Origin of the sequence: Albidovulum sp., assembly GCF_041919395.1 — a bacterium.
Classification (GTDB): Bacteria; Pseudomonadota; Alphaproteobacteria; order Rhodobacterales; family Rhodobacteraceae; genus Albidovulum.
Map to the genome: position 1 here is coordinate 1 of NZ_JAYRTX010000027.1, position 22,694 is coordinate 22,694.

Below are 22,694 nucleotides of genomic sequence, written 5' to 3' on the forward strand. Positions count from 1 at the left end.
TCGATCGCCGCGAGGAAGCGCTGTTCGTCGAAGGGCTTGACGAGAAACTCGTGGGCACCGGCCCGCATCGCCGCGACGGCCTTGTTGATCGAGCCGTTGGCGGTGATGACGATGACGCGCGTTTCCGGGCGCAGCGTCAGCAATTCGCCCATGAGGTCGAGTCCGTCGCGGTCGGGCAACATCAGGTCGAGAAGCACGACCGGAGGTGCGAGCGTGCGGAACGCGGCGAGACCGGAAGCCGCATCGTCGGCGCAGCGCACGGTGTGGCCGGCGGAACGGAGGACCGACTGATAGACGAGCTGCAGGGACGGCGTGTCCTCGATCAGAAGCAGCGGTGGCGAGGTCATGCGGCCTCTCCGCGCCGCGCGCGTTCCTCGGTCACGAAGCGGATCAGCCGGTCGAGCTGGCTCATCGCCTCGGCGCCGAAGCGATCGAAGGCCGAGGGGTCGTGCCGGTGCGCCGCCGCATTGAGCACCTCGGCGAGCGTCTGGAGCCGCACTGCCCCGACCGCTCCGGCCAGGGCGATGAGCACATGCGTTTCCGCGCGCACCGCCAGGGAATCCTGGTCGCCGAGTCCGGCGCCGAGGCTGCGCTCGCATTTCCCGAGGTCTGCCGCGAGCCGGTCGAGAAGCTCGAGCGCCGAGTCCGGTCCCGCGACCTCGATCAGACGGTCGAAGGTGGAGCGGTCGAACGTGTGATCCGCCCCGGCCGTGGCCATGGCGCCGACCTCCGCGTTCTGTCGCCGTCCGAGGGCATTGGCGATGGCGAGCCCGAAGGTGTCGAGCCCGGCCAGCGGCTTTGCAAGGATCGCATCCGCGCCGGCGGCATAGATCGCATCGCGGTTGGCGCGGAGCACATAGGCGGTGATGGCGATGACCGGCATGTGCGGGCGCCGGTGGCAGTTGCCGTTGGCACGCAGCGTCCGGATGACGTCGATGCCGTTCATGCGCGGCATCTCGATGTCGATGAGCGCGAGGTCGAAGCTTTCGCGTTCCAGCCAGCGCAGCGCCTCGACGCCGTCGTCGGCAATCTCGTATTGCGCGCCCATCCGGGCCAGCATGTGGCTGATGATGGTCTGGTTCGTCGGGTTGTCCTCCGCCACAAGGACCTTGGTGCGGCTGAGATCGGGCAGTTCCACCGCCTGATCGGGAGCGGCGATGGTCCAGGTTTCCGGCGGCAGGTCGAGCGTCACGCGTGCGCCGGGTCTGGCGGCGAGGTTCTCGACGCTGATCGTGCCGCCGAGTTGGCCCGCCATGTGGCGGGTAATGTGCATCCCGAGCCCCTCGCCGGGCTTGCATGTGCCCTCGGGCCGGCCCTGGAACTCGAAGAGCCGGGCCAGCGCCTCGGATGAGAACCCCGGCCCCTCGTCGGTGACCGTGAGCCTGAGCGCGCCCGACGCAGCCATCGTCACGTCGAGCGTTACGGTGCCCGCGTCGGTATACTTGATCGCATTCGACAGGAGGTTCGACAGCACGCGTTCCAGCGCGATCCGGTCGAGGGTGAGGACGGCCGGCACGTCTTCGGCCACCGTCATCTGGAAGCCGAGACCCTTCTCGCTCGCCCGGCCCGACCAGCGCATCTCGATGTCGTAGAGGAACCGCGGCATCTGCAGGTTCGCCGGGTGGGTCGCGGCATAATCGTCCTCGCCGAGAATCTGTGCCAGACCCTGTTCGAGCAGCCGCGCGAGGATTTCTCCCGACGCGCGCACGCGTTCGAGTTGCAGCCGCGTCGGCTCGTCGACGCTGGCGAGGTCGATGAGCCGCAACCCGCCGATGATGTCGGACACGGCCGCGCGCAGATCGTGGCCGAGCAGCGTCATCTTGCCGGCATCGAGATCGGGCACGGGCCGGGAACTCGCCTGGGAACGGTCGCTACTCACACTCTCCCTCCGTGTCCGGATTGGAGCGCCGCGCGGCTGGAAATACAAGTTGCGGTTGCATGGTGCTGAGGTTTTACGCGACGTCAAGGGTCGCGCCAACCTGTCTGAAACGTCAGGTCCATGTGCCTGCGGAACCAATCCGCAGGCACCATCGGCATTGTTGCATTCCTACCGCGCAGCCGGATAGCCGAGCGTCTTCAAGGCCCCCGCGATTTCGTCGAGAATCGCCGGGTCGTCGATCGTGGCGGGCATCTTCCAGGGCTCGCCGTCGGCGATCTTCACCATCGTGGCGCGCAGGATCTTGCCCGACCGGGTTTTCGGCAGCCGGTCCACCACGCAGGCGAGCTTGAAGGCCGCCACTGGGCCGATCCGGTCGCGCACGAGCTTCACGCACTCCTTCACCACGTCGTCGTGCGGCCGGTTGCTGCCCTTGTTGAGGCAGAGGAAGCCCATGGGCATCTGGCCCTTCAGCTCGTCGGCCACGCCGATGACGGCGCATTCGGCGACATCCTTGTGGGAGGCGAGCACCTCCTCCATCGCGCCGGTCGAAAGCCGGTGTCCGGCGACGTTGATGACGTCATCGGTGCGGGCCATGATGTAAAGGTAGCCGTCCTCGTCGACGTAGCCCGCGTCGCCCGTCTCGTAGTAGCCCGGGAAGCTGTTGAGATAGGACTTCCTGAACCGCTCCTCGGCGTTCCAGAGCGTCGGAAGCGTGCCCGGAGGCAGCGGCAGCTTCACCGCGATGGCGCCGAGCGTGCCGGGCGCAACCGGGTGGCCGCCCTCGTCGAGCACCTGCACGTCATAGCCCGGCATGGCAACGGAGGGGGAGCCCACCTTGACCGGAAGCTCCTCGATCCCGAGCGGGTTGCCGGCGATGGCCCAGCCGGTCTCGGTCTGCCACCAGTGGTCGATCACCGGCACGCGCAGATGGCGCTGGGCCCACTTGATCGTGTCGGGATCGGCCCGCTCGCCGGCGAGGAAGAGCGCCTGCAGGCTGCGCAGGTTGTAGTCGCCGATGAGCTCGCCCTCCGGATCCTCGCGCTTGATCGCGCGAAGGGCCGTCGGCGCGGTGAAGAAGGACTTCACCTTGTGGTTCTGGATCACCCGCCAGAAGGTGCCGGCATCGGGCGTGCCGACCGGCTTGCCCTCGAAGACGATGGTCGTGCATCCGGCAATGAGCGGCCCGTAGCAGATGTAGCTGTGGCCGACGACCCAGCCCACGTCCGAGGCTGCCCAGAAGACATCGCCCGCGCCGACGTTGTAGAGGTTCCTCATCGACCAGTTCAGCGCGACGAGGTGCCCTGCCGTCGGCCGCACCACGCCCTTGGGCGCCCCGGTGGTACCCGAGGTGTAGAGGATGTAGGCCGGGTGGTTGCCCTCGACCGGCACGCAGTCGGCCGGCTCGACGCCGAACTGGAACGTGTGCCAGGCGAAATCGCGGCCCTCGATCAGCTTAGCCACCTCCTGCTCGCGCTGGAAGATGACGCAGAAATCGGGCTTGTGCCTGGCCTGGTCGATGGCCGCGTCGAGCAGCGGCTTGTAGTGCACGACGCGTCCCGGTTCGAGCCCGCAGGAGGCGGCGATGATTGCCTTTGGCGTTGCGTCGTCGATCCGGACGGCAAGCTCGTGCGCGGCAAAGCCGCCGAAGACGACGGAATGGATCGCGCCGAGCCGCGCGCAGGCGAGCATCGCCTCGAGCGCCTCGGGCACCATCGGCATGTAGATGATGACGCGGTCGCCCTTTTCGATGCCCTTGGCGCGAAGCGCCCCGGCGAGCGACGCAACGCGGTCGCGCAGTTCGCGGTAGGTGATGCCCTTGGTGGAATGGGTGATCGGGCTGTCGTGGATGATGGCGAGCTGATCGCCGCGCCCGGCTTCCACGTGGCGGTCCACCGCGTTCCAGCAGGTGTTCACGCGGGCATCGCAGAACCACTCGTAGAGCGGCGCCTTGTCGGCTAAGAGCGCCCTCGTGGGCGCCTTCACCCAGTCGATCGCCTCAGCCGCCTGCATCCAGAAAGCCTCGGGGTCGGCCTTCCAGCCGTCATAGACGTCCTTGTATGCCATCGTGTCCTCCTCCGAACCGTGGGATATCTGTTACGAAGTGCGGACGCGTGCGGCAAGCGCGTTACCGGTCACAGCCCGCCCGAGGACGAAAGAATTTGCAGAATCGGGCACCGACGGGCCGGCGATATTTGCAAAGCCAGGTAGACTACGCGCCGTGCGGCAAAGTCAGGGGCTGCTTTGCAACACATCCCCTCGCTTCGCCGGAATTTGCAGAGCCTCCACGGGGAGATTCGCGGCTCAGCCGTAGTGCGACACCGGCGTGCCGGCGATGGCCGAGACGTTCAGAAGCCCGCGCGGGGTGATCGAGGGCGTGACGATATGGGCCTTGTTGCCCATCCCCATCAGGATCGGCCCGACCTCGAGCCCGTTGGCGCGCATCTTCAGCATGTTGCGCGCGGCATTCGCGGCATCGGCGTAGGCGAAGACGAGGATGTTCGCCGCACCTTGAAGCCTGCTGCCTGGGAATATCCGTTCGCGCAGGTCCGGGTCGAGCGCCGCATCGGTGGACATCTCGCCCTCGAACATGAAATCCGCCTCGCGCGCGTCGAGAATCTCCATCGCCGCGCGGGTGCGCTGGCCGGAATCGCTCGCCATGCTGCCGAAGTTCGACTGCGAGCAGAGCGCGACCTTCGGCGTGATGCCGAAGCGCCGGGCGTGGCGCGCCGCGCCGATCGCGGTAGTGGCGATCTGTTCGGGCGTGGGAACGGCGTTCACATGGGTGTCGGCGATGAAGAGCGGCCCGTTTTCCTGGATCATCAGGCTGAGCGCGCCGTGCGGGGCAAGGCCGCCCCGCGCGAGCACCTGGCGGATGTAGTTCAGGTGCCAGAGATATTGGCCGAACGTGCCGCAGATCAGGCTGTCGGCATCGCCGCGGTGGACGGCGATGGCGCCGATGGCGGTGGTGTTGGTCCTGAGGATCGCGCGGGCGAGATCGGGCGTGACGCCCTGGCGGGCCATGAGTTCGTGGTAGCTGCCCCAGTAGTCGCGGTAGCGGGGGTCGTTTTCGGGGTTCACGATCTCGAAGTCACGGCCCGGACGGATCGGCAGGCCGGCGCGTTCGCAGCGCCGCTCGATCACCTCGGGCCGGCCGATGAGGATCGGCCGGTCGGTCGTCTCCTCCAGCATCGCATTGGCCGCGCGCAGGACCCGTTCGTCCTCGCCTTCGGCGAATACGATCTTGCGCATGGCCGAGCGCGCCGCCTCGAACACCGGGCGCATGAGAAGGGCGGACCGGAAGACCGAGCCGTCGAGCTTGCGCTTGTAGGCTTCGAGGTCCTCGATCGGCCGTGTGGCCACGCCGGTTTCCATCGCCGCCTTTGCCACCGCCGTGGCGACCGTGCCGATCAGCCGGGGGTCGAAGGGCTTCGGGATCAGGTAGTCGGGCCCGAAGGTCAGCTTCTCGCCGCGGTAGGCGGCCGCGGCTTCGGCAGAGGTCGTCGCGCGAGCGAGCGCGGCAATGCCATCGATGCAGGCCAGTTCCATCTCGTCGTTGATCGTGGTGGCGCCCACGTCGAGCGCACCGCGGAAGATGAAGGGAAAGCAGAGGACGTTGTTGACCTGGTTGGGGAAGTCGGACCGGCCGGTGGCGATGATCGCCTCCGGCGCCACGCCGCGCACGGCGTCGGGCAGGATCTCCGGCGTGGGGTTGGCGAGTGCGAAGACGATGGGGCGGGGCGCCATCTTCGCCACCATGGCAGGGGTCAGGACGCCAGGACCGGAGAGCCCGAGGAAGAGGTCGGCGCCTTCGATCACCTCGTCGAGCGTCGCCGGCACGGTACCTTGCGCATAGGCCGCCTTCTGTGGCGTCATCTGCGCCGTGCGGCCGTGATAGACGAGCCCTTCGAGGTCGCAGAGCCAGACGTTCTCGCGCTTCACGCCGAGTTTCAGCAGCATGTCGAGGCAGGCGATTCCGGCCGCGCCGCCGCCGGTGGACACGACCTTGATATCCCCGAACCGCTTGCCTGTGACGTGGAGCGCATTGGTCGCCGCGGCGCCGACGACGATCGCCGTGCCGTGCTGGTCGTCGTGAAAGACCGGGATGTTCATTCGTTCGCGGCAGATCTTCTCGACGACGAAACAGTCGGGCGCCTTGATGTCCTCGAGGTTGATCGCGCCAAAGGTCGGCTCCAGCGCGCAGACGATATCCGCGAGCCGCTCGGGGTCGGACTCGTTCAACTCGATGTCGAAACAGTCGATATCGGCGAATTTCTTGAACAGGACGGCCTTGCCCTCCATCACCGGCTTGGCGGCAAGCGCGCCGATGTTGCCAAGGCCGAGGACGGCGGTGCCGTTGGTGACCACGGCGACGAGATTGCCGCGTGCGGTGAACCGGCTTGCCGTCGCCGGAGCGGCCTTGATCTCCAGGCAGGCCTCGGCGACGCCGGGGGAGTAGGCGCGGGAAAGGTCGCGGCCGTTCGCCATGGGCTTGGTGGCGCGGATCTCGAGCTTTCCGGGCTTCGGGAACTCATGATAGTCGAGCGCCGCCTGGCGCGCGTTCTCCTGCCTCGCTTCGTCCATTCCAGCCCTCCCAGTAACTGGTTTAGCCTTAAACTAAATTCCGCTCGTGCGGTAGTCCCTTCGGCCGTGGCGCTGGCGCTTGCAAATCCGCCGACGCCCCCACACTCTCCTGATACCACGCCGGGGAGGGGGAATGTCCGAAATTCGCGCCGAAATCGTGCTGCCGACAGAGAGCCTGCGCCAGGACCTGCCGTTCTTCACCAGAACGCTCGGCTTCCGGCTCGACATGATCTACCCCGCCGACAATCCCGCGGTCGCAGTCCTCTCCGGGCATGGGCTCAGGCTCAGGCTCGACCAGGACGCGTCGGGAACACCGGGCCACCTGCGCCTTCATGCTGCGGCGCCCGATACCGTCGCCGGCGGGAAACGCGACCTGACCTCGCCCGGCGGTACGCGGGTGACGATAGACGAACTGAACCCGCCGCTCGTCCTGCCCGCGACGGAACACGCGTTCGTCGTTCGCCGGCTGGCCGACCAGGCGCCCTGGGTCATCGGCCGGGCCGGGATGCAGTACCGCGACCTCATACCCTCGCGCCTTGGGGGCGCGGTCATCGCGAGCCATATTCGCATACCCGATGGCGGCCCGGTGCCGGACATGGTGCATTTCCACAAGGTCGGCTTCCAGCTCATCTTCTGCTACCGCGGCTGGGTCGATGTGGTCTACGAGGACCAGGGCGGGCCGATCCGGCTTGCCGCCGGCGACTGCTTCATTCAGCCGCCCGAGATTCGCCACCGCGTGCTCGAAGCCTCCGACGGGATCGAGGTGATCGAGATCGGCGTGCCGGCCGAGCATGTGACCGAGATCGACCACGAGATGGTGTTGCCCACGGCCCGGCTGCGCCCCGAGCGCGAATGGCAGGGGCAACGCTTCGTCCACAACGTCGCCAGGGGGGCAGACTGGATGCCCTTCCGCCTGCCGGGCTACATCTGCCGCGATACCACCATTTCCGCGAACACGAAGGACGTGGCCGGGGTGCAGGTTGTTCGCAAGGGCCAAGGCAGGCCGGCCTGGGCGCGCCACGATGCAGACATCCTGTTCGGTTTCGTCATGGAGGGCGGGATGACGCTTGAGGGCGAGGGGAAGGAACCGTTCCGCCTGTCGCCCGGAGATGCCTTCGTCATCCCGCCGGGGATGCGCACGCGCTGGGCAGACCCGAGCGACGACGTGGAGGTTCTCGAGGTCGCGCTGCCGGGGCGTTTTGCCACGGAAACGGGCGGTTGATCTTGCATCGCCGCGCCCGCGGGCGCAGTCTCGGCGCCCAGGAGGGAGAGTGACATGTCGCTCATCGATGCCGCGCGCGCGGTCCGGGAAAACGCCTATGTTCCTTATTCGCATTTCAAGGTCGGTGCCGCCGTGCGCGGCCGGTCGGGCCGCATCTATGCGGGCTGCAACGTGGAGAACGTGGCCTATCCCGAGGGCACCTGCGCCGAGGCGGGCGCCATCGCCGCGATGGTCGCGGCCGGAGAGTCCGAGATCATCGAGGTCGCCGTCATCGCCGACAGCCCCGCCCCGGTGCCGCCCTGCGGCGGCTGCCGCCAGAAACTCGCGGAGTTCGGCCGCCACGACACGCCGGTGACGCTTGCCACCACCGACGGCAAGCGGCTCGACACGACCGTGGGCGATCTCCTGCCCGGGCGGTTCGAGGCGGCGCATATGGAGCGGCGCTGAGATGGACGCCCGCCAGATCATCGCGGGCGTGCGAGACCGGAAGGGTCTGCCGGCCGAGGCGGCGACATGGTTCGCGCGCGGTCTCGCCTCGGGCGAGGTGACCGACGCCCAGGCGGGCGCCTTCGCGATGGCCGTTCTGCTCAACCGCCTCAGCGACGCGGAGCGGGTGGCCTGGACGCTTGCCATGCGCGATTCCGGCAGCGTGCTCGACTGGAACCTGCCGGGGCCGGTCGTCGACAAGCATTCGACGGGCGGCATCGGCGACAGCACTTCGATCCTCCTCGCGCCCGCGCTCGCGGCCTGCGGCGCCTATGTGCCGATGATCTCCGGCCGCGGGCTCGGCCATACCGGCGGCACGCTCGACAAGCTGGAGGCGATTCCCGGCTACCGCGCGGACGTGACGGTGGAGGACCTTCGCCGCCTTGTCGCCGATGTCGGCTGCGCAATCGTCGGGGCGACGGCCGACGTCGCCCCGGCCGACCGGCGGCTCTATGCGATCCGGGACGTCACCGGCACGGTGGAATCGATCGACCTCATCACCGCATCCATCCTCTCGAAGAAGCTCGCGGCGGGGCTCGAGGTGCTGATCCTCGACGTCAAGGTCGGCTCGGGCGCCTTCATGAAGACGATGGAGGACGCCCGCGCGCTGGCGCATGCGCTCGTCGACACGGCGAACGGGGCGGGCTGCCGGACGGCGGCGCTCATCACCGACATGGACCAGCCGCTCGCCTCCACCGCCGGCAACGCGCTCGAGGTGATCGAGGCGATGGAGACGATGACGGGCGTGGCGGTGAACCAGGCGCTCTGGGACGTGACAGTGGCGCTCGGCGGCGAGGCGCTGGCGCTCGCGGGGCTTGCCGGCGACGCGGGCGAGGGGGCCGACGCGGTCGAGGAGGCGCTGGAATCGGGTCGGGCGGCGGAATGCTTCGGCCGCATGGTCGCGGCCCTCGGCGGGCCGACCGACTTTGTCGAACGTTATCCCGACCGGCTTCCGGCGGCGCGCGTCGTGCGCGACGTGACGGCGGCCCGCACAGGCTTCGTCGCCCGGATCGACACCGAGGCGCTCGGCCATGCCGTCGTCCATCTCGGCGGCGGCCGGCTGAAGGGCGGCGACCGGATCAATCCCTCCGTCGGCCTTTCCGATATCCTGCCGCTCGGCGAGCCGGTCGAGAAGGGCGAGGCGATCGCCCGCGTCCATGCGGCGAGCGCGGCCGAGGCGGATCGGGCCGTCGCCGAGGTTCTCGCCGCGATCCGCCTCTCAGGGGAGGAACCGGAGGAGCCCGCGCTGATCCACGAAAGGATCGGCTGATGCCGCGCGCCTTCCTGGTCGTGCTGGACAGCGCCGGCGCGGGCGGCGCGCCCGACGCGGGCGAGTTCTTCAATGGCGATACGCCCGACACCGGCGCCAACACGCTCGGCCATATCGCCGAGGCTTGCGCGGCGGGCCGGGCGGAGGAGGGGCGCAGCGGCCCCCTGAAGATGCCGAACCTCGGCGCGCTGGGTCTCGGCGCGGCCGTGCGCCTTGCCTCCGGCGCCGCGATGCCGGGATTTGGCACCGAACCCTCGGGCCTTTGGGGCGCGGCGACCGAGGTGTCGCGCGGCAAGGACACGCCGTCGGGTCACTGGGAACTTGCCGGCGTGCCGGTGCCCTGGGAGTGGCACTATTTCCCGGACACGCACCCCGCCTTTCCGCAGGCGCTGATGGACGAGGTCGCGCGGCGCGCCGGCACCGGCGGCACGCTCGGCAACTGCCATGCCTCGGGCGTGCCGATCATCGAGGAACATTGCGCCGAGCACATGCGGACCGGCTGGCCGATCTGCTACACCTCGGCGGACAGCGTCTTTCAGATCGCCGCGCATGAGGAGACCTTCGGGCTCGACCGCCTCCTGAAGCTCTGCCAGGACGTTGCACCCACGTTGCACGCGATGCGCGTGGGGCGGGTGATCGCGCGGCCCTTCGTGGGCGATTGCGGCAACTTCAGGCGCACCGCGAACCGCCACGACTACGCCATCGCGCCGCCCGCGCCGACGCTTTGCGACCGGGTGCACGCGGCGGCACGAAAGGTCCACGCCATCGGCAAGATCGGCGACATCTTCTCCATGCGCGGGATCGACGACGTGAAGAAGGGGCCGGATGCCGTGCTCTTCGATCATCTGATGGCCGCGGCCGAGGAGGCGGAGGACGGATCGCTCACCTTCGCCAACTTCGTCGAGTTCGACACGCTCTATGGCCACCGCCGTGACGTGTCGGGCTATGCCAGCGCGCTCGAATGGTTCGACGGGAAGGTCGGCGGGTTCCTCGCCCTGCTCCGTCCCGGCGACCTCGCGCTCTTCACCGCCGACCATGGCAACGATCCGACATGGGTGGGGACCGATCATACCCGTGAACGGGCGCCGGTGGTCGGATGGGGGCGAGGAGCAAGACCCATCGGCCAGGTGGCTTTCGCCGACGTGGGGGCCTCGGTCGCAGCGCATCTCGGCGTGGCGCCGGAAGGACCTGGGAGGTCGTTCCTCTGATGCTGCCCAAGGTGGAGCTGCACCTGCACCTCGAAGGCGCGGCGCCGCCTGCCTTCATCCGCGGGCTGGCCGCGGAAAGGCACATCGACATCGGCCGGGTGTTCGATGAGCGTGGCGGTTACGCCTTCACCGACTTCTGGCACTTCCTGAAGGTCTACGAAGCCGCGACCTCGGTCCTGACCACGCCCGGCGACTACAGACGGCTGACCCGCGCCGTGCTGGCGGAAAGCGCGGCATCGGGCGTGATCTATACCGAAGCCTTCCTCAGCCCCGATTTCTGCGGCGGGCGCGATCTTTCGGCCTGGCGCGACTATCTTGCCGCGATCCGCGAGGCGGCGGAAGAGGCCGAGCGGCAGGAAGGTATCGTGATGCGCGGGATCGTCACGCCGATCCGCCATTTCGGACCGGAGAAGGCGCGGGAGACGGCGATCTGCGCCGTCGAGACGGCCGGAGACTGGCTTGTCGGCTTCGGCCTTGCCGGGGACGAAAAGTCCGGCAATCCCAAAGACTTCTCCTGGGCCTTTGATGCGGCACGCGAAGCCGGGCTCAGGCTTACCTGCCACGCCGGCGAGTGGGGCGGGCCGCAAAGCGTGCGCGACGCGATCCGCGACCTCCGCGTCGAGCGGATCGGCCATGGCGTGCGCGCCATCGAGGACCTCGCGCTCGTCGATGAGATTGCGGAGCGGGGCACCGTGCTGGAGGTCTGCCCCGGCTCCAACGTGGCGCTCGGGCTTTACCCGTCCTTCCGCGCCCATCCGATCCACCGCCTGAGGGAGAGGGGCGTGAAGGTTACGGTCTCGACCGACGACCCGCCCTTCTTCCACACCACGATGGAACGCGAATACGCTCTGCTGGCCGAGGCTTTCGACTGGGACGACGGCGTCTTCGGCGTGATCGCGCGCACCTCGGCGGAAGCTGCGTTCTGCACTGAGGAAACACGCAAGAAGCTTCTGAAAATACTGGAGAAAGCGCATGCTTGAGCATCTGACCGTCGTCAAACATCCGCTGGTGCAGCACAAGCTGACGCTGATGAGGGAAAAGGACACCTCGACCAATTCCTTCCGCCGCCTCCTGCGCGAAATCAGCCAGCTTCTGGCCTACGAGATCACCCGCGAGATGGAGATGACGACAAAGCACATCGAGACGCCCCTGTGCGCCATGGACGCCCCGGTGATCGACGGCAAGAAGCTCGCACTCATTTCGATCCTCCGGGCCGGCAACGGCTTGCTCGACGGGGTGCTGGAACTCATTCCGGCGGCGCGGGTCGGCTTCGTCGGGCTCTACCGCGACCCCGAGACGCTGCAGCCGGTGCAGTACTACTACAAGGTGCCTTCGGAACTGGAGAACCGGCTGGTGATCGCCCTCGACCCGATGCTGGCGACCGGCAACTCCTCGGCGGCGGCGGTGGAACTTCTCAAGAAATCAGGGGCCAGGAACATCCGCTTCATGTGTCTTCTGGCCGCGCCCGAGGGTGTGGCGCGGATGAAGGAGGCGCACCCCGACGTGCCCATCGTCACAGCCGCTGTGGACGACTGCCTGAATGACCATGGATATATTGTCCCTGGGCTAGGGGATGCGGGCGACCGCATGTTCGGCACAAAATAGGCCGTTTTCGCTTTACGGATGCGCCTGGCTTTGGCATTCTGCCCCGAACGAGAAACGGGGCGGAAGATGCAGGTATTCAAGTCGGTGTCGGCCGCGATTCTTGCGGCTGCGATGGCGGGGCTCCCGGCGGGGGCGCAGTCGCTGACAAAGGTGGACGGGCCGAGGGAGCCGCCGCCTGCGGGCTTCACCGGAAACCAGTATGTGGACAGTGCCGGCTGCGTCTTCATCCGCGCCGGGGTGGGCGGACAGACCACATGGGTGCCGCGGGTGAACCGCGACCGCAAGCTCGTCTGCGGCTACGAGCCGACCTTCCCGCCGGGGATGCTGGAGGCCGCGGCGGCGGTGAAGGCAGGACAGTCGGTCCCGGCCGAGCCGGAGGCCCCCGCCGAACCTGCGGCCGCCGAATCCGCGCCTGCCGCCACGTCGGCGCCGGCCCTGATTGCAGCCCCGGCGTCTAGGCCCGCGCCGGCGAAGGCGGCGGTATCGGCGCCCTCTGCTCCGAAATCTTCCGCCGCAAAGCCGCGCGAGCTTCGTCTCGTGCGCGCCGGCGCGATCGATCGGGCCGCAACGCTCTGTCTGGAGCGGGTCGCCGCGGCGCAACGCTACCTTCTCAGCGACGGCCAGCGGGTGACCCAGTGCGCGGCGGAGGCTCCGGCGGAGCCGGTCGCCTGGTTGAACGCCCTCGGGGTTCCGGGCGTCAGGGTCGTCCCGGGCGCGGCCACGACCGCGGAAACCGAGCGGGCCCTGAAGGCCGACAAGGGCGCCTACAAGGTCGTCTGGCAGCGCGGCGAGATTGCCTCCACCGGGGCCGCGGCACGACAGGCGCCGGCCGGTCAGGGCGGCTATGTTCAGGTGGGCGTCTTCGCCGAGCCGGCGAACGCGGCCAGGGCCATCGCGCGGTTGAGGTCCGTTGGCCTTCCCGTGGCGAGTTCGACCGGACGGAACGGCGGCCGCGCGGTGAAGGCGATCATGGCGGGGCCCTTCGCCTCGGCCGCGGAGCTTCAGGCGGCGCTCGCGAGCGTCCGCACGGCCGGCTACCGGGACGCCTATATCCGCGGTTGAGCGGTCATCCGGCGCAGACGCCCTGAAGCGCGACCCAGTCGGTGTCGTCGAGGACCGGCCGCTCGGGTGACCTGCCGCGCAGAGGATCCGCCTCGATCAGCGTCAGTACGCTTTCGCCGGAGGGGTCGAGCGCATAGGCATAGGGCGACGAGGCGACACCTGCCGCCGCGAACCGGTCGATCAGTGCCTGCTCCGCCACCATCGGCCTTTCGCCGCCGAGAAGCGTCTCGCCCGCCCCGGCGACGGCGCCCTGAGGCAGGTCGCCCGTGGTGAGAAGCGTGAAGGTCGCGCGCAGTCCGGCATGGCGAAGCACGGTGACGAGCGGGTCTTCCACCGCCGCCGCGAGGTCGGCCGCCAGCACCTCGCCCGCCGCGACCTCGGGCGTGTCGGCGCCTTCGACCAGCGCCCTGCCCAGCACGATGATCCCCCCCGGCAGGACGAGGGAGCGGGCGATGCCGTCGGGCACGACGAAGATTTCCCCCGCGGGGCCGAGGAGCCGTTCGTGCAGCCGCGCCAGCGCCTCCTGCCCCTCGGGGCTCGCGCAGGGCGTGCCGGCCAGCCGCGCGAGGTCGGCCAGGACGGCGCGGCCGATCTCCTGCCGCTTTGCGAAGGGCAGGGAGGCTGCGGTGTGGCGGACAAGTGCGTCCGGCATCAAGAAGACCAGGGCACCGGCCACGGCCGCGAGCGCGCCGCCGAGAAGTGCCCGTCGCAGGCGCCCCGGATGCGGCCGCCGCGCCTCGATCAGCTGATGGACCTTGGCGATGGCGGCGACCATCGCCTCGTCGTCGATCTCCAGCTCCTCCTCGGCATCCATGGCGGGGGCAAAGCGGGCCGGCAGCGCAGGCCCGGGAAGGCGCACGGTCGCTGGCAGCGACCAGTGCGCCAGCGCGCGTCCGCTCCGCGTCTCGGAAATCACCAGCGTGGCGTCGCCGAAGGAGACGATGACCTCGCGCCGCTGCGCCTCGGGTCCGTCGCGCCACAGGCCGGTGCATTCCAGCCGCTGGTATTCCTGAAGCGCCGTCATCGGCGGGCGGGCCTGCTCGCTGCCTCGATTGGCGGGCAGGATAGCCGATGCCGCCCCCCCGGACAATGCGCGCAGGCGCTACATCAGCTTGGCCACCGCACGCAGTTCGAACTTCTGGATCTTGCCGGTGGAGGTCTTCGGCAGTTCGGTAAAGACGACGTGCTTCGGCGTCTTGAAGCCGGCAAGCCGGGCGCGGGCGAAGGCGATCAGGTCGGCCTCCGTCGCCGTCTGCCCCTCCTTCAGTTCGACGAAGGCGCATGGCACCTCGCCCCATTTCTCGTCCGGCTTGGCCACGACGGCGCAGAGGAGCACGGCGGGGTGGTGCATGAGCACGCCCTCCACCTCCACCGAGGAGACGTTCTCGCCGCCCGAGATGATGATGTCCTTCGCGCGGTCGGTGATCTTGATGTAGCCGTCCTCGGTGAGATAGGCGATGTCGCCGGAATGGAACCAGCCGTCGCGGAACGCCTCGGCGGTGGCCTCCGGGTTGCGGTAATAGCCCTTCATCACCGAATTGCCGCGCAGCACGACCTCGCCGAGATGCCGGGTGTCGCGCGGCACCTCGACGCCGGTGTCGTCGTGGACGGTCGCGGCCTCCATCATCGGCATCGCGACCCCGGTCCGCGCCTTCAAGGCGGCGCGCGCCTCGCCTTCCACGCCATCCCATTCCGGCTTCCAGAGACATTCGGTGACATGACCGAAGGTTTCGGTGAGGCCGTAGACCTGGGTGACGTTGAAGCCGAGCGGCTCGATCGCGGCGAGCGTCGCGGCCGGCGGCGGTGCGCCGGCGGTGAAGACCTCGACCACGTGGTCGAAGGCGCGGCGTTCCTCCGCCTTTGCGTTGATGATCGCATTGAGGACGATCGGCGCGCCGCCGAAATGCGTCACCCCCTCGTCGGCAATGGCAGCGTAGATGTTCCTGGCGGTAATGTCGCGGCAGCAGACGAGCGTCCCGCCGAGAAGCGGGATCATCCAGGTGTGGCACCAGCCGTTGCAGTGGAAGAGCGGCACGATGGTCAGGTACACCGGGCGCAGAACCATGCGCCAGCTCACCACCGTGCCCATGGTCATCAGGTGGGCGCCGCGGTGGTGATAAACGACACCCTTCGGCCGACCCGTGGTGCCCGACGTGTAGTTGAGCGCGATCGATTCCCATTCGTCCTCGGGCAGGACCCATGGCGCGCCCGGATCGCCCCCGGCGAGGAGGTCCTCGTATTCGAGGTACCGGCCCGTGGCGGTGATCCCCGCCTCGGGGTCGGCCACCTCGATGATCTCCGGTGCGGGGCCGGTCATCGCCTTGACCGCCGCTTCGGCGAGCGGCAGGAAGGCCGTGTCCACCAGCACGACCTTTGCCTGCCCGTGATCGAGGATGTAGCGCACCGTATCGGCATCGAGCCGGATGTTGATCGTGTTGAGGATCGCGCCGGCGGCGGGCACGCCGAAGTGCGCTTCGGCCTGTGCGGGGATGTTGGGCAGGATCGTCGCCACCACGTCGCCCGGTCTCACCCGCCGCAGCGCAAGTGCCGAGGCGAGCCGGCTTACCCGCGCATGGTACTCCGCATAGCTGCGGCGCATACTGCCATAGACCACGGCCGTCTCACCGGCGAAGTGGTCGGCCGCGCGGCCAAGATGCGACAGGGGCGTCAGCGCCACGAAGTTCGCGCGGTTCTTCTCCAGCCCCGTTTCGTCGGCCAGCCAGCCCATGGTCTCCTCCCCGTCTCGCCACGTCGCTAACGGACGCGCAGTTTCATGCTTGCCCGGCTTTATGGGTTTGAGCAAGCAAGACACGGAGACCGGATGACGACCCTTGCCGACCCCGCCCGGGAAAGCCGCACGCTTGTCGCGGCGGGGCTGATATTCGTCTATGCCATGGTCATCGGTTTCACCGACAACTTCGTGCGGGTGATCGCCGAGGATGCCGGGCTCTGGCAGTTCCATGCAGTGCGGATGGTGATGGCGATCGCGATCCTGTTGGTCCTTGCGCCGTTCTTCGGGCTCAGGCTGCGGCCGGCGCGTCCCGGCGCAGTCGCGCTGCGCAGCGCGGTGCACGGGATGGCGATGATGATCTACTTCGGCTGCCTCGCCTTCCTGCCGGTCGCGACCGTGGCGGCGGGCCTGTTCACGGCGCCGATCTTCACGCTCCTCATCTCGCGCTTCGCCTATGGGCAGCGGATCGGGCCGTTCCGCATCCTCGCGGTCGCGGTGGGTTTTCTCGGCGTGATCCTGGTTCTGAAGCCAGGGCAGGGCGGCGATCTTGGCCTGGCGACCGTGCTGCCGGTCGTCGCCGGAGTGCTCTACGCGCTCGGCAACATCGCCACCAGAACCTGGTGCGCGGGCGAACGCGCCGAGGTGATGCTCGCGGGCTTCTTTCTTGCACTCGGCACCTTCGGGCTGATCGGCATGGCGATCCTCGCGTTCTGGCAGCCCGCGGTGCCTTCCGGGGTGGAGGGGTTCGTCCTGCGCGGGCCGGCCTGGCCCACGGGGCGCTTCCTCTTCTGGACCTTCGTGCAGGCGGCGGGATCGCTTCTCGGTGTCGGCATGATGATCCGCGCCTACCAGATCGCAGACGCGGGGCGGGTCGCCATCTTCGAATACGTGATCCTGCCGGCTTCGGCCTTCTGGACCTGGGCGCTCTGGGGAGAGACGCTCGGCCCGCTGGCCGTCGCCGGCATCCTCCTGATCTTCGCGGCCGGGTTCATCATCGCGCTGCGCGGCCGCTAGGGGGCGACCGTGATCCTGTCGCGCGGACGCCGGTACATCTTCATCCACATCCCCAAGACCGGCGGCACGGCCCTGACGCTCGCGCTCGAGGGGCGCGCCATGCGCGACGACGTGATCCTGGCGGACACGCCGAAGGGACGCGCGCGGCGGCACCGGATCAGGGGTGCGAAGGCGGCGGGGCGGCTCTGGAAACACGCGACCCTCGCCGATATCCGCGGGCTCGCGAGCGACGAAGATATTGCGGCCTTCTTCACCTTCACCCTCGTCCGCAACCCCTGGAACCGGATGGTGAGCTATTACCACTGGCTCCGCGCCCAGACTTTCGCCCATCCGGCGGTGGCGCTCGCACGCAAGACGGACTTCACGGGCTTCCTTGCGGCCCCCGCGACGCAGGCATCCATCGCCGCGCATCCCTACGCAAGCTATGTGACCGACGGCGCGGGGCGGGAACGCTGCGACCTCTTCCTCAGGCTCGAACACCTCGCCGAGGACGCGGCACCGCTCGAAGCCCATCTCGGCTTCCGCCTGCCGGTCCTGCCCTTGGCCAATGCGTCCGAACGCGCACGCGACTGGCGCCCGTACTACACGGACGCAGGCGCCGCCACTGTTGCCGCGATCTGCGCCGCGGACATCGCCCGCTTCGGCTACCGTTTCGATCCCGGCTAGTCGTCTTCGTTGCGGAAATGGCCCGCGCGGGTCCAGGGGGCGCGAGGCCCCCGGCCCCGGTTTCGTCAGGCCGCTCTCCCGCCGGCTCCGAACCGTCCGTAGAAGCTCTGCTCCTTCGCCGCCATCTCGCGCAGGAGCGCGGGCGGGGCAAACCGCGCGCCCTTTGCGGCAAGGCCCTCGCAAATCTCCAGTGCCTTCCCCGCACCGATCATGTCGAGCCAGGAGAAGGGTCCGCCCGACCAGGGCGCAAAGCCCCAGCCGAGGATCGCGCCGACATCGCCTTCGCGGACGTCGGTGAGCACGCCTTCCTCCAGCGCGCGAACCGCCTCCAGCACCTGCACCATCATCAGCCGGTGCTGCACTTCCGTCAGGTCCGGCTGGATCGCCACCACCGGCCAGAGCTCTGCAAGGCCCTCCCAGAGGCCGAGTCGCCCGCCCTTTTCATCGTAGGCGTAGAAGCCCGCGTTGGCCTTGCGGCCGAGCCGTCCGCGGTCGGCCATCGCGAACAGAACCGTGTCGACGGCCGCGTCCGGGTAGGCGGCCCCCATCGCCGATTTCGTCGCCTTGGCGATCTTCACGCCGAGGTCGATCGAGGTCTCGTCCACCAGTTGCAAGGGTCCGACCGGGAACCCGAGAAGTCGCGCCGCGTTCTCGACGAGCGCCGGCTCCACGCCCTCGGCGACCATTCGTATGCCCTCGTTGATATAGGGGATAATGCAGCGGTTGGCGTAGAAGAACCGCGCGTCGTTGACGACGATCGGCGTCTTCCTGATCTGGCGCACGAAGTCGAGCGCCTTGGCCACCGCCACGTCGCCGGTCTCGTGCCCCCGGATGATTTCCACCAGCATCATCTTGTCGACCGGACTGAAGAAATGGATGCCAATGAACTGCGCAGGGTGCCCTGAGGCGCGGGCCAGTTCACTGATCGGGAGGGTGGAGGTATTGGTGGCGAAGATCGCGCCCTCCGGCAGGACCGCCTCCGCCTTGGCCGTCACCTCGGCCTTCACCTTCATGTCCTCGAAGACGGCCTCGACGATGAGGTCCGAGCCCGAGAGCGCGGCGTAGTCGGTCGTCGCGGTGATCCTGCCGAGCACCTCCGCCTTCTTCCCGGCCGTCACCTTGCCGCGCTTCATCCCCTTGTCGAGAAGTCCCTCGGAATGGGACTTGCCCCTGTCGGCGGCCTCCTGGGTGGCGTCGATCAGGACGACCTCGATCCCGGCGTTCGCCGCCACGTAGGCGATGCCGGCACCCATCATGCCGGCCCCGAGGACACCCAGTTTCCGCACGGTCTGGTCGGCGACCTTCGGCCGGTTCGCGCCCTTCTCCAGCGCCTCCTTGTTGAGGAAGAGCGAGCGGATCATCGCCGAGGACGACGGGTTCATGAGGACCGAGGTGAACCAGCGCGCCTCGATCGTCAGCGCGGTGTCGAAGGGCACAAGCGCGCCTTCATAGACCGCCGAGAGGAGCGCCTTCGCCGCCGGATAGACGCCCTGCGTCTTGCCGTGCACCATGGCATTGGCCCCGACGAAGGTCATGAAGCCCGCCGGGTGATAGGGGGCGCCGCCGGGCATCTTCCAGCCCTTCTGGTCCCAGGGCTTGACGATGTCGGCATCGGTGGCCGACAGCACCCATTCCCTGGCGCGGGCGAGGAGCTGGTCGGGCGCCACGACCTCGTCGATGAGCCCGGCCGCCTTCGCCGCCTTCGGCTCCAGCATCTTGCCTTCGAGAAGCACCGGCGCCGCCGCCATGGCGCCGACCATGCGCGAATAGCGCGTGGTGCCGCCGCCCCCGGGAAAGAGGCCGACGAGGATCTCCGGCAGGCCGATCTTCGCCTTCGGATTGTCCGCCATGATCCGGCGGTGGCAGGCGAGCGCGATCTCCGTCCCGATCCCGGCGCAGGTCCCCGGTATCGCGCAGGCGACCGGCTTGCCGCCCTTCAGGGTCTTCGGGTCCATCCCCGCGCGTTCCAGCTTTCGCAGGATATGGTGCCCCGACATGGTGAAGTCGAAGAGTCCCTGCGCCGGGTTCCCGCCGGCCTCCTCGCGGATCGAGGCCAGCACGTTCAGGTCCATGCCGCCGGCGAAGTCCTTCTTTCCGCTCGTGACGACGATTCCCCTCACCGCAGGGTCCGAAAGCGCGCGGTCCACCATGTCGGACACGAGGGCGAAACCTTCGCGGCTCATCACGTTCATGGACTTGCCCGGCACGTCCCAGGCGATCGTGGCGACGCCATCGGCATCGACGGAATAGGTGAAGTCAGTCATCTCGTATCTCCCTCGGCGGATCGGCGGGCTGGCGTTCCGGCGCCCGCCGGATGGGTCTGTGAAGTCGGCGGCCTCAGCCCGGGCGGCTGGCCTCGGACGGATGGAAGGGAAGCCGGTCAGGGTTGCGTCCGGCCTCCGGGAAGACTATCGGCAGCGCGTCGTTGAGGATTGCATAGCGCGCCTCGCAAAACCGCCAGACGGAGCCGTCGAAGACGAGCGTCTGGCTCGCGGCATAGGGCGGCGCGATACGCTCGATGCCGCGCATGATATGGGTGTAGTGGATCCCCTCGATCCGTCGGCGGGTCACGTAGCGCGCCTCGCGGCTGAGCCGGAGATAGTCGGTAATGCCTTGCCGACGGAAGCCGCCCGACACGCAGATGAGCGTTGCCCTGAGATCGTCCGCGCCGGTCAGGTCGAAGCGCTTTGCCTCGGTGTGGATGGTGTAGGGCAGGGCGATGGCGGACAGGTATTGCTCCACGTCGCCGCGCAGGACCGCGTCCGAGACGAAGTCGAGCATCGTCTGGTAGATGTCGAGCGGATCGACCATTGCCCCGACATCGGGATGCTGCTTCGTCATGGGAGCGGGCTCCCGTCCCGGCGGGTTCGCAAGACCCGTCCCTTGTCGCGGACGTAGAGCTTGTCGACGTCGGAATAATGGACGCGGTCGGAGGCGGCGCGGGTTCCGACGATCAGGTAGCTGCAGGGCGCGGCGGAGCGGTTGTGGACGTGGTGCCCGTTCGCCACGCCCGCGGGCCATGAGGCCACGTCGCTGGGGTGCAGCACATGCGCGCCGTCGTCCTCGATTACCGTGGCCTCGCCCGCCAGCATGTAGAGGAACTCGTCCTCCGCCTCGTGCCAGTGGCGGTCCGAGGAGAAGGCGCCGGGCGCGAGCGTCTCGACGAAGGCGCCGAACTGGGTCAGGCCGCCGGTGTCGGAAAGAAGCTCGGCGCGGTAGTGACCGAGCCGCGCCGCCTGTTCCGGCGTCGCCTCCTGGGTCCGCGAGGTGCCCTTGCGCAGGATCACCGCGGACCCTCCCAGGGCGTGCCGTCCCTGTAGGTGAAGGTCGCCTTGCCGTCCTTCATCTCGACCATCAAGTCCACGTCGGAATAGGTCGCGACCTCGTGCTTCGCCCGTGTTCCGACGACGAGGAACTTCGCCACGCGGTCGGTGCGGTTGAGGAAGTGATGCCCGTTCGTGTCGCCGGCCGGGAAGGCGGCGCAATCGCCCGGGCGCATCACCGTCGCGCCGTCGTCCTGGACGAGCGTGCATTCGCCCTCGGTCACCATGACGAACTCGTCCTCGTTCCGGTGCCAGTGGCGCAGGCTGGATTTCGCGCCGGGTTCGAGGATCACCAGGTTTGCGCCGAACTGCGTCAGCCCGCCCGCGTCGCCGAGACGGAGGGACGACCGGCCCTTCATTTCGGACGCATAGGGCTCGGGGTAGATGGACGCGGTCTTCAACGGGCATTTCGTCTGGTCGATGACGGGCATCACACCCTCTCGATGATCGTGGCGGCACCCATGCCGGAGGCGATGCAGAGCGTGGCAAGCCCGGTGCCCTTGCCGGTGCGCTCCAGCTCATCCAGCAGTGTGCCGATGATGATGGCGCCGGTGGCGCCAAGCGGATGGCCCATCGCGATGGCGCCGCCATTGACGTTCACCTTGTCGCGCGAGACATCGAAGGCCTGCATGAAGCGCAGGACGACGCTCGCGAAGGCCTCGTTGACCTCGAAGAGGTCGATGTCGGAGATCGCCATGCCGCTGTCCTTCAGGATCTTCTCGGTCACCGGCACCGGGCCGGTCAGCATGATCGTCGGATCGGTGCCGATCTTGGCCGTCGCGCGGATGCGGGCGCGGGGCTTCAGGCCCCATTTTTCGCCGAACTCCTTGTTGCCGATGAGGACGGCGGCCGCTCCGTCCACGATGCCGGAGGAGTTCCCGGCATGGTGGATGTGGTTGATCTTCTCAAGGTGCGGGTACTTCATCAGCGCGACCTTGTCGAAGCCCGGCATCACCTCGCCCATGTCCTTGAACGAGGGTTTCAGCGCGCCGAGCGTCTGCATGTCGGTGCCGGGGCGCATGTATTCGTCGCGGTCGAGGATCGGCAGCCCGTTCTGGTCGCGTATGGTCACGATGGATTTCGAGAAACGCTTTTCTTCCCAGGCCTTTGCGGCGCGCTTTTGTGATTCCACTGCAAGCGCGTCGGCGTCGTCGCGCGAAAAGCCGTACTCGGTCGCGATGATGTCGGCCGAAATGCCCTGCGGCACGAAGTAGGTCTTCATGGCGAGGCTCGGGTCGACCGCGATCGCCGCCCCGTCCGATCCCATCGCGACGCGACCCATCATCTCGACCCCGCCGGCGATATAGGCCTGACCGGCGCCGCCCCTGACCTGGTTCGCCGCAAGGTTCACCGCCTCCATGCCGGATGCGCAGAAGCGGTTGATGGCGAGGCCGGGGACGCGCTCGTCGAGGTCGGAGAGCAGGACGGCGGAGCGGGCGAGGCAGCCGCCCTGTTCGCCGACCTGGGTCACGTTGCCCCAGATCACGTCCTCGACCGCCTGGCCGGATAGGTTGTTGCGTTCCTTCACCGCGTTCAGAACCCTGGCCGACAGCGCGACCGAGGTCACCTCGTGCAGGCTCCCGTCCGGGCGGCCGCGGCCGCGCGGGGAACGGACGGCGTCGTAGATATAGGCCTCGGTCATGGTTG

Annotated in this window: 20 protein-coding genes; 9 read left to right on the forward strand and 11 right to left on the reverse strand. The window is 68.4% G+C overall.

Annotated features, from left to right (window positions below; genetic code table 11):
* The 4 genes from ACMUOO_RS06640 to ACMUOO_RS06655 form a co-directional block, all read right to left on the reverse strand.
* The coding region (locus ACMUOO_RS06640) for a response regulator (RefSeq protein ID WP_413854956.1) at nucleotides 1–347 on the reverse strand (347 nt) is incomplete at its 3' end.
* Nucleotides 344–1,879 (reverse strand): response regulator, encoded by a 1,536-nt coding sequence (locus ACMUOO_RS06645; protein ID WP_301917601.1) that lies wholly within the window; start codon nucleotides 1,877–1,879, stop codon nucleotides 344–346. The genes ACMUOO_RS06640 and ACMUOO_RS06645, both read right to left, overlap by 4 nt.
* Before the next feature lie 168 nt (nucleotides 1,880–2,047).
* Entirely contained in the window at nucleotides 2,048–3,943 is a 1,896-nt protein-coding gene (gene prpE, locus ACMUOO_RS06650; protein ID WP_413854957.1) for a propionate-CoA ligase PrpE, read from the reverse strand.
* 237 nt (nucleotides 3,944–4,180) lie between these two features.
* Nucleotides 4,181–6,460, reverse strand: a complete 2,280-nt coding sequence (locus ACMUOO_RS06655; RefSeq protein WP_301917527.1) for an NADP-dependent malic enzyme — start codon at nucleotides 6,458–6,460, stop codon at nucleotides 4,181–4,183.
* A gap of 133 nt (nucleotides 6,461–6,593) precedes the next feature.
* Between ACMUOO_RS06655 and ACMUOO_RS06660 the strand changes: the two genes are divergently transcribed.
* From ACMUOO_RS06660 to ACMUOO_RS06690, 7 genes are all read left to right on the forward strand, one after another.
* The gene (locus ACMUOO_RS06660) at nucleotides 6,594–7,682 is read left to right on the forward strand and encodes a cupin domain-containing protein (protein ID WP_301917528.1); all 1,089 of its coding nucleotides are present in this window, start codon (nucleotides 6,594–6,596) and stop codon (nucleotides 7,680–7,682) included.
* Nucleotides 7,683–7,736: 54 nt separating this feature from the next.
* Entirely contained in the window at nucleotides 7,737–8,129 is a 393-nt protein-coding gene (locus ACMUOO_RS06665; protein WP_301917529.1) for a cytidine deaminase, read from the forward strand.
* A gap of 1 nt (nucleotide 8,130) precedes the next feature.
* The gene (locus ACMUOO_RS06670; protein ID WP_301917530.1) at nucleotides 8,131–9,438 is read left to right on the forward strand and encodes a thymidine phosphorylase; all 1,308 of its coding nucleotides are present in this window, start codon (nucleotides 8,131–8,133) and stop codon (nucleotides 9,436–9,438) included.
* Nucleotides 9,438–10,646: a phosphopentomutase gene (locus ACMUOO_RS06675; protein ID WP_301917531.1), complete on the forward strand. Its 1,209-nt coding sequence runs from the start codon at nucleotides 9,438–9,440 to the stop codon at nucleotides 10,644–10,646. The genes ACMUOO_RS06670 and ACMUOO_RS06675 overlap by 1 nt, the downstream gene beginning before the upstream one ends.
* Nucleotides 10,643–11,626: an adenosine deaminase gene (locus ACMUOO_RS06680; RefSeq protein ID WP_301917547.1), complete on the forward strand. Its 984-nt coding sequence runs from the start codon at nucleotides 10,643–10,645 to the stop codon at nucleotides 11,624–11,626. The genes ACMUOO_RS06675 and ACMUOO_RS06680 overlap by 4 nt, the downstream gene beginning before the upstream one ends.
* Nucleotides 11,619–12,251, forward strand: a complete 633-nt coding sequence (gene upp / locus ACMUOO_RS06685; RefSeq protein WP_301917532.1) for a uracil phosphoribosyltransferase — start codon at nucleotides 11,619–11,621, stop codon at nucleotides 12,249–12,251. Before ACMUOO_RS06680 ends, upp begins: the two co-directional genes overlap by 8 nt.
* 66 nt (nucleotides 12,252–12,317) lie before the next feature.
* Nucleotides 12,318–13,313, forward strand: coding sequence for an SPOR domain-containing protein (locus ACMUOO_RS06690; RefSeq protein WP_301917533.1), 996 nt, complete (start codon nucleotides 12,318–12,320; stop codon nucleotides 13,311–13,313).
* Between the two features lie 4 nt (nucleotides 13,314–13,317).
* On the opposite strand, the gene ACMUOO_RS06695 is transcribed toward ACMUOO_RS06690, so the two are convergent.
* Nucleotides 13,318–14,337, reverse strand: coding sequence for a hypothetical protein (locus ACMUOO_RS06695; RefSeq protein WP_301917534.1), 1,020 nt, complete (start codon nucleotides 14,335–14,337; stop codon nucleotides 13,318–13,320).
* Between the two features lie 78 nt (nucleotides 14,338–14,415).
* Nucleotides 14,416–16,041, reverse strand: a complete 1,626-nt coding sequence (locus ACMUOO_RS06700; protein ID WP_301917535.1) for an AMP-binding protein — start codon at nucleotides 16,039–16,041, stop codon at nucleotides 14,416–14,418.
* Nucleotides 16,042–16,134: 93 nt separating this feature from the next.
* Between ACMUOO_RS06700 and ACMUOO_RS06705 the strand changes: the two genes are divergently transcribed.
* A complete protein-coding gene (locus ACMUOO_RS06705; RefSeq protein WP_301917536.1) occupies nucleotides 16,135–17,058 on the forward strand; it encodes a DMT family transporter in 924 nt (307 codons plus the stop codon).
* A 9-nt stretch (nucleotides 17,059–17,067) separates the two neighbouring features.
* Complete coding sequence (locus ACMUOO_RS06710; RefSeq protein WP_301917537.1) at nucleotides 17,068–17,724, forward strand: sulfotransferase family 2 domain-containing protein; 657 nt, start codon at nucleotides 17,068–17,070, stop codon at nucleotides 17,722–17,724.
* Between the two features lie 65 nt (nucleotides 17,725–17,789).
* On the opposite strand, the gene ACMUOO_RS06715 is transcribed toward ACMUOO_RS06710, so the two are convergent.
* From ACMUOO_RS06715 to ACMUOO_RS06735, 5 genes are all read right to left on the reverse strand, one after another.
* Nucleotides 17,790–19,988 (reverse strand): 3-hydroxyacyl-CoA dehydrogenase NAD-binding domain-containing protein, encoded by a 2,199-nt coding sequence (locus ACMUOO_RS06715; RefSeq protein WP_301917538.1) that lies wholly within the window; start codon nucleotides 19,986–19,988, stop codon nucleotides 17,790–17,792.
* Between the two features lie 73 nt (nucleotides 19,989–20,061).
* On the reverse strand, nucleotides 20,062–20,565 hold the full coding sequence (locus ACMUOO_RS06720) for a hypothetical protein (protein WP_301917539.1): 504 nt from the start codon (nucleotides 20,563–20,565) through the stop codon (nucleotides 20,062–20,064).
* Nucleotides 20,562–21,011, reverse strand: a complete 450-nt coding sequence (locus ACMUOO_RS06725) for a cupin domain-containing protein (RefSeq protein ID WP_301917540.1) — start codon at nucleotides 21,009–21,011, stop codon at nucleotides 20,562–20,564. Before ACMUOO_RS06725 ends, ACMUOO_RS06720 begins: the two co-directional genes overlap by 4 nt.
* Nucleotides 21,008–21,478 (reverse strand): cupin domain-containing protein, encoded by a 471-nt coding sequence (locus tag ACMUOO_RS06730; RefSeq protein ID WP_301917541.1) that lies wholly within the window; start codon nucleotides 21,476–21,478, stop codon nucleotides 21,008–21,010. The genes ACMUOO_RS06725 and ACMUOO_RS06730 overlap by 4 nt, the downstream gene beginning before the upstream one ends.
* Nucleotides 21,478–22,689 carry an acetyl-CoA C-acetyltransferase gene (locus tag ACMUOO_RS06735; protein WP_301917542.1) on the reverse strand — a complete coding sequence of 404 codons (1,212 nt, stop codon included), beginning with the start codon at nucleotides 22,687–22,689 and terminating at the stop codon, nucleotides 21,478–21,480. The genes ACMUOO_RS06730 and ACMUOO_RS06735 overlap by 1 nt, the downstream gene beginning before the upstream one ends.
* Between the last annotated feature and the right edge of the window lie 5 nt (nucleotides 22,690–22,694).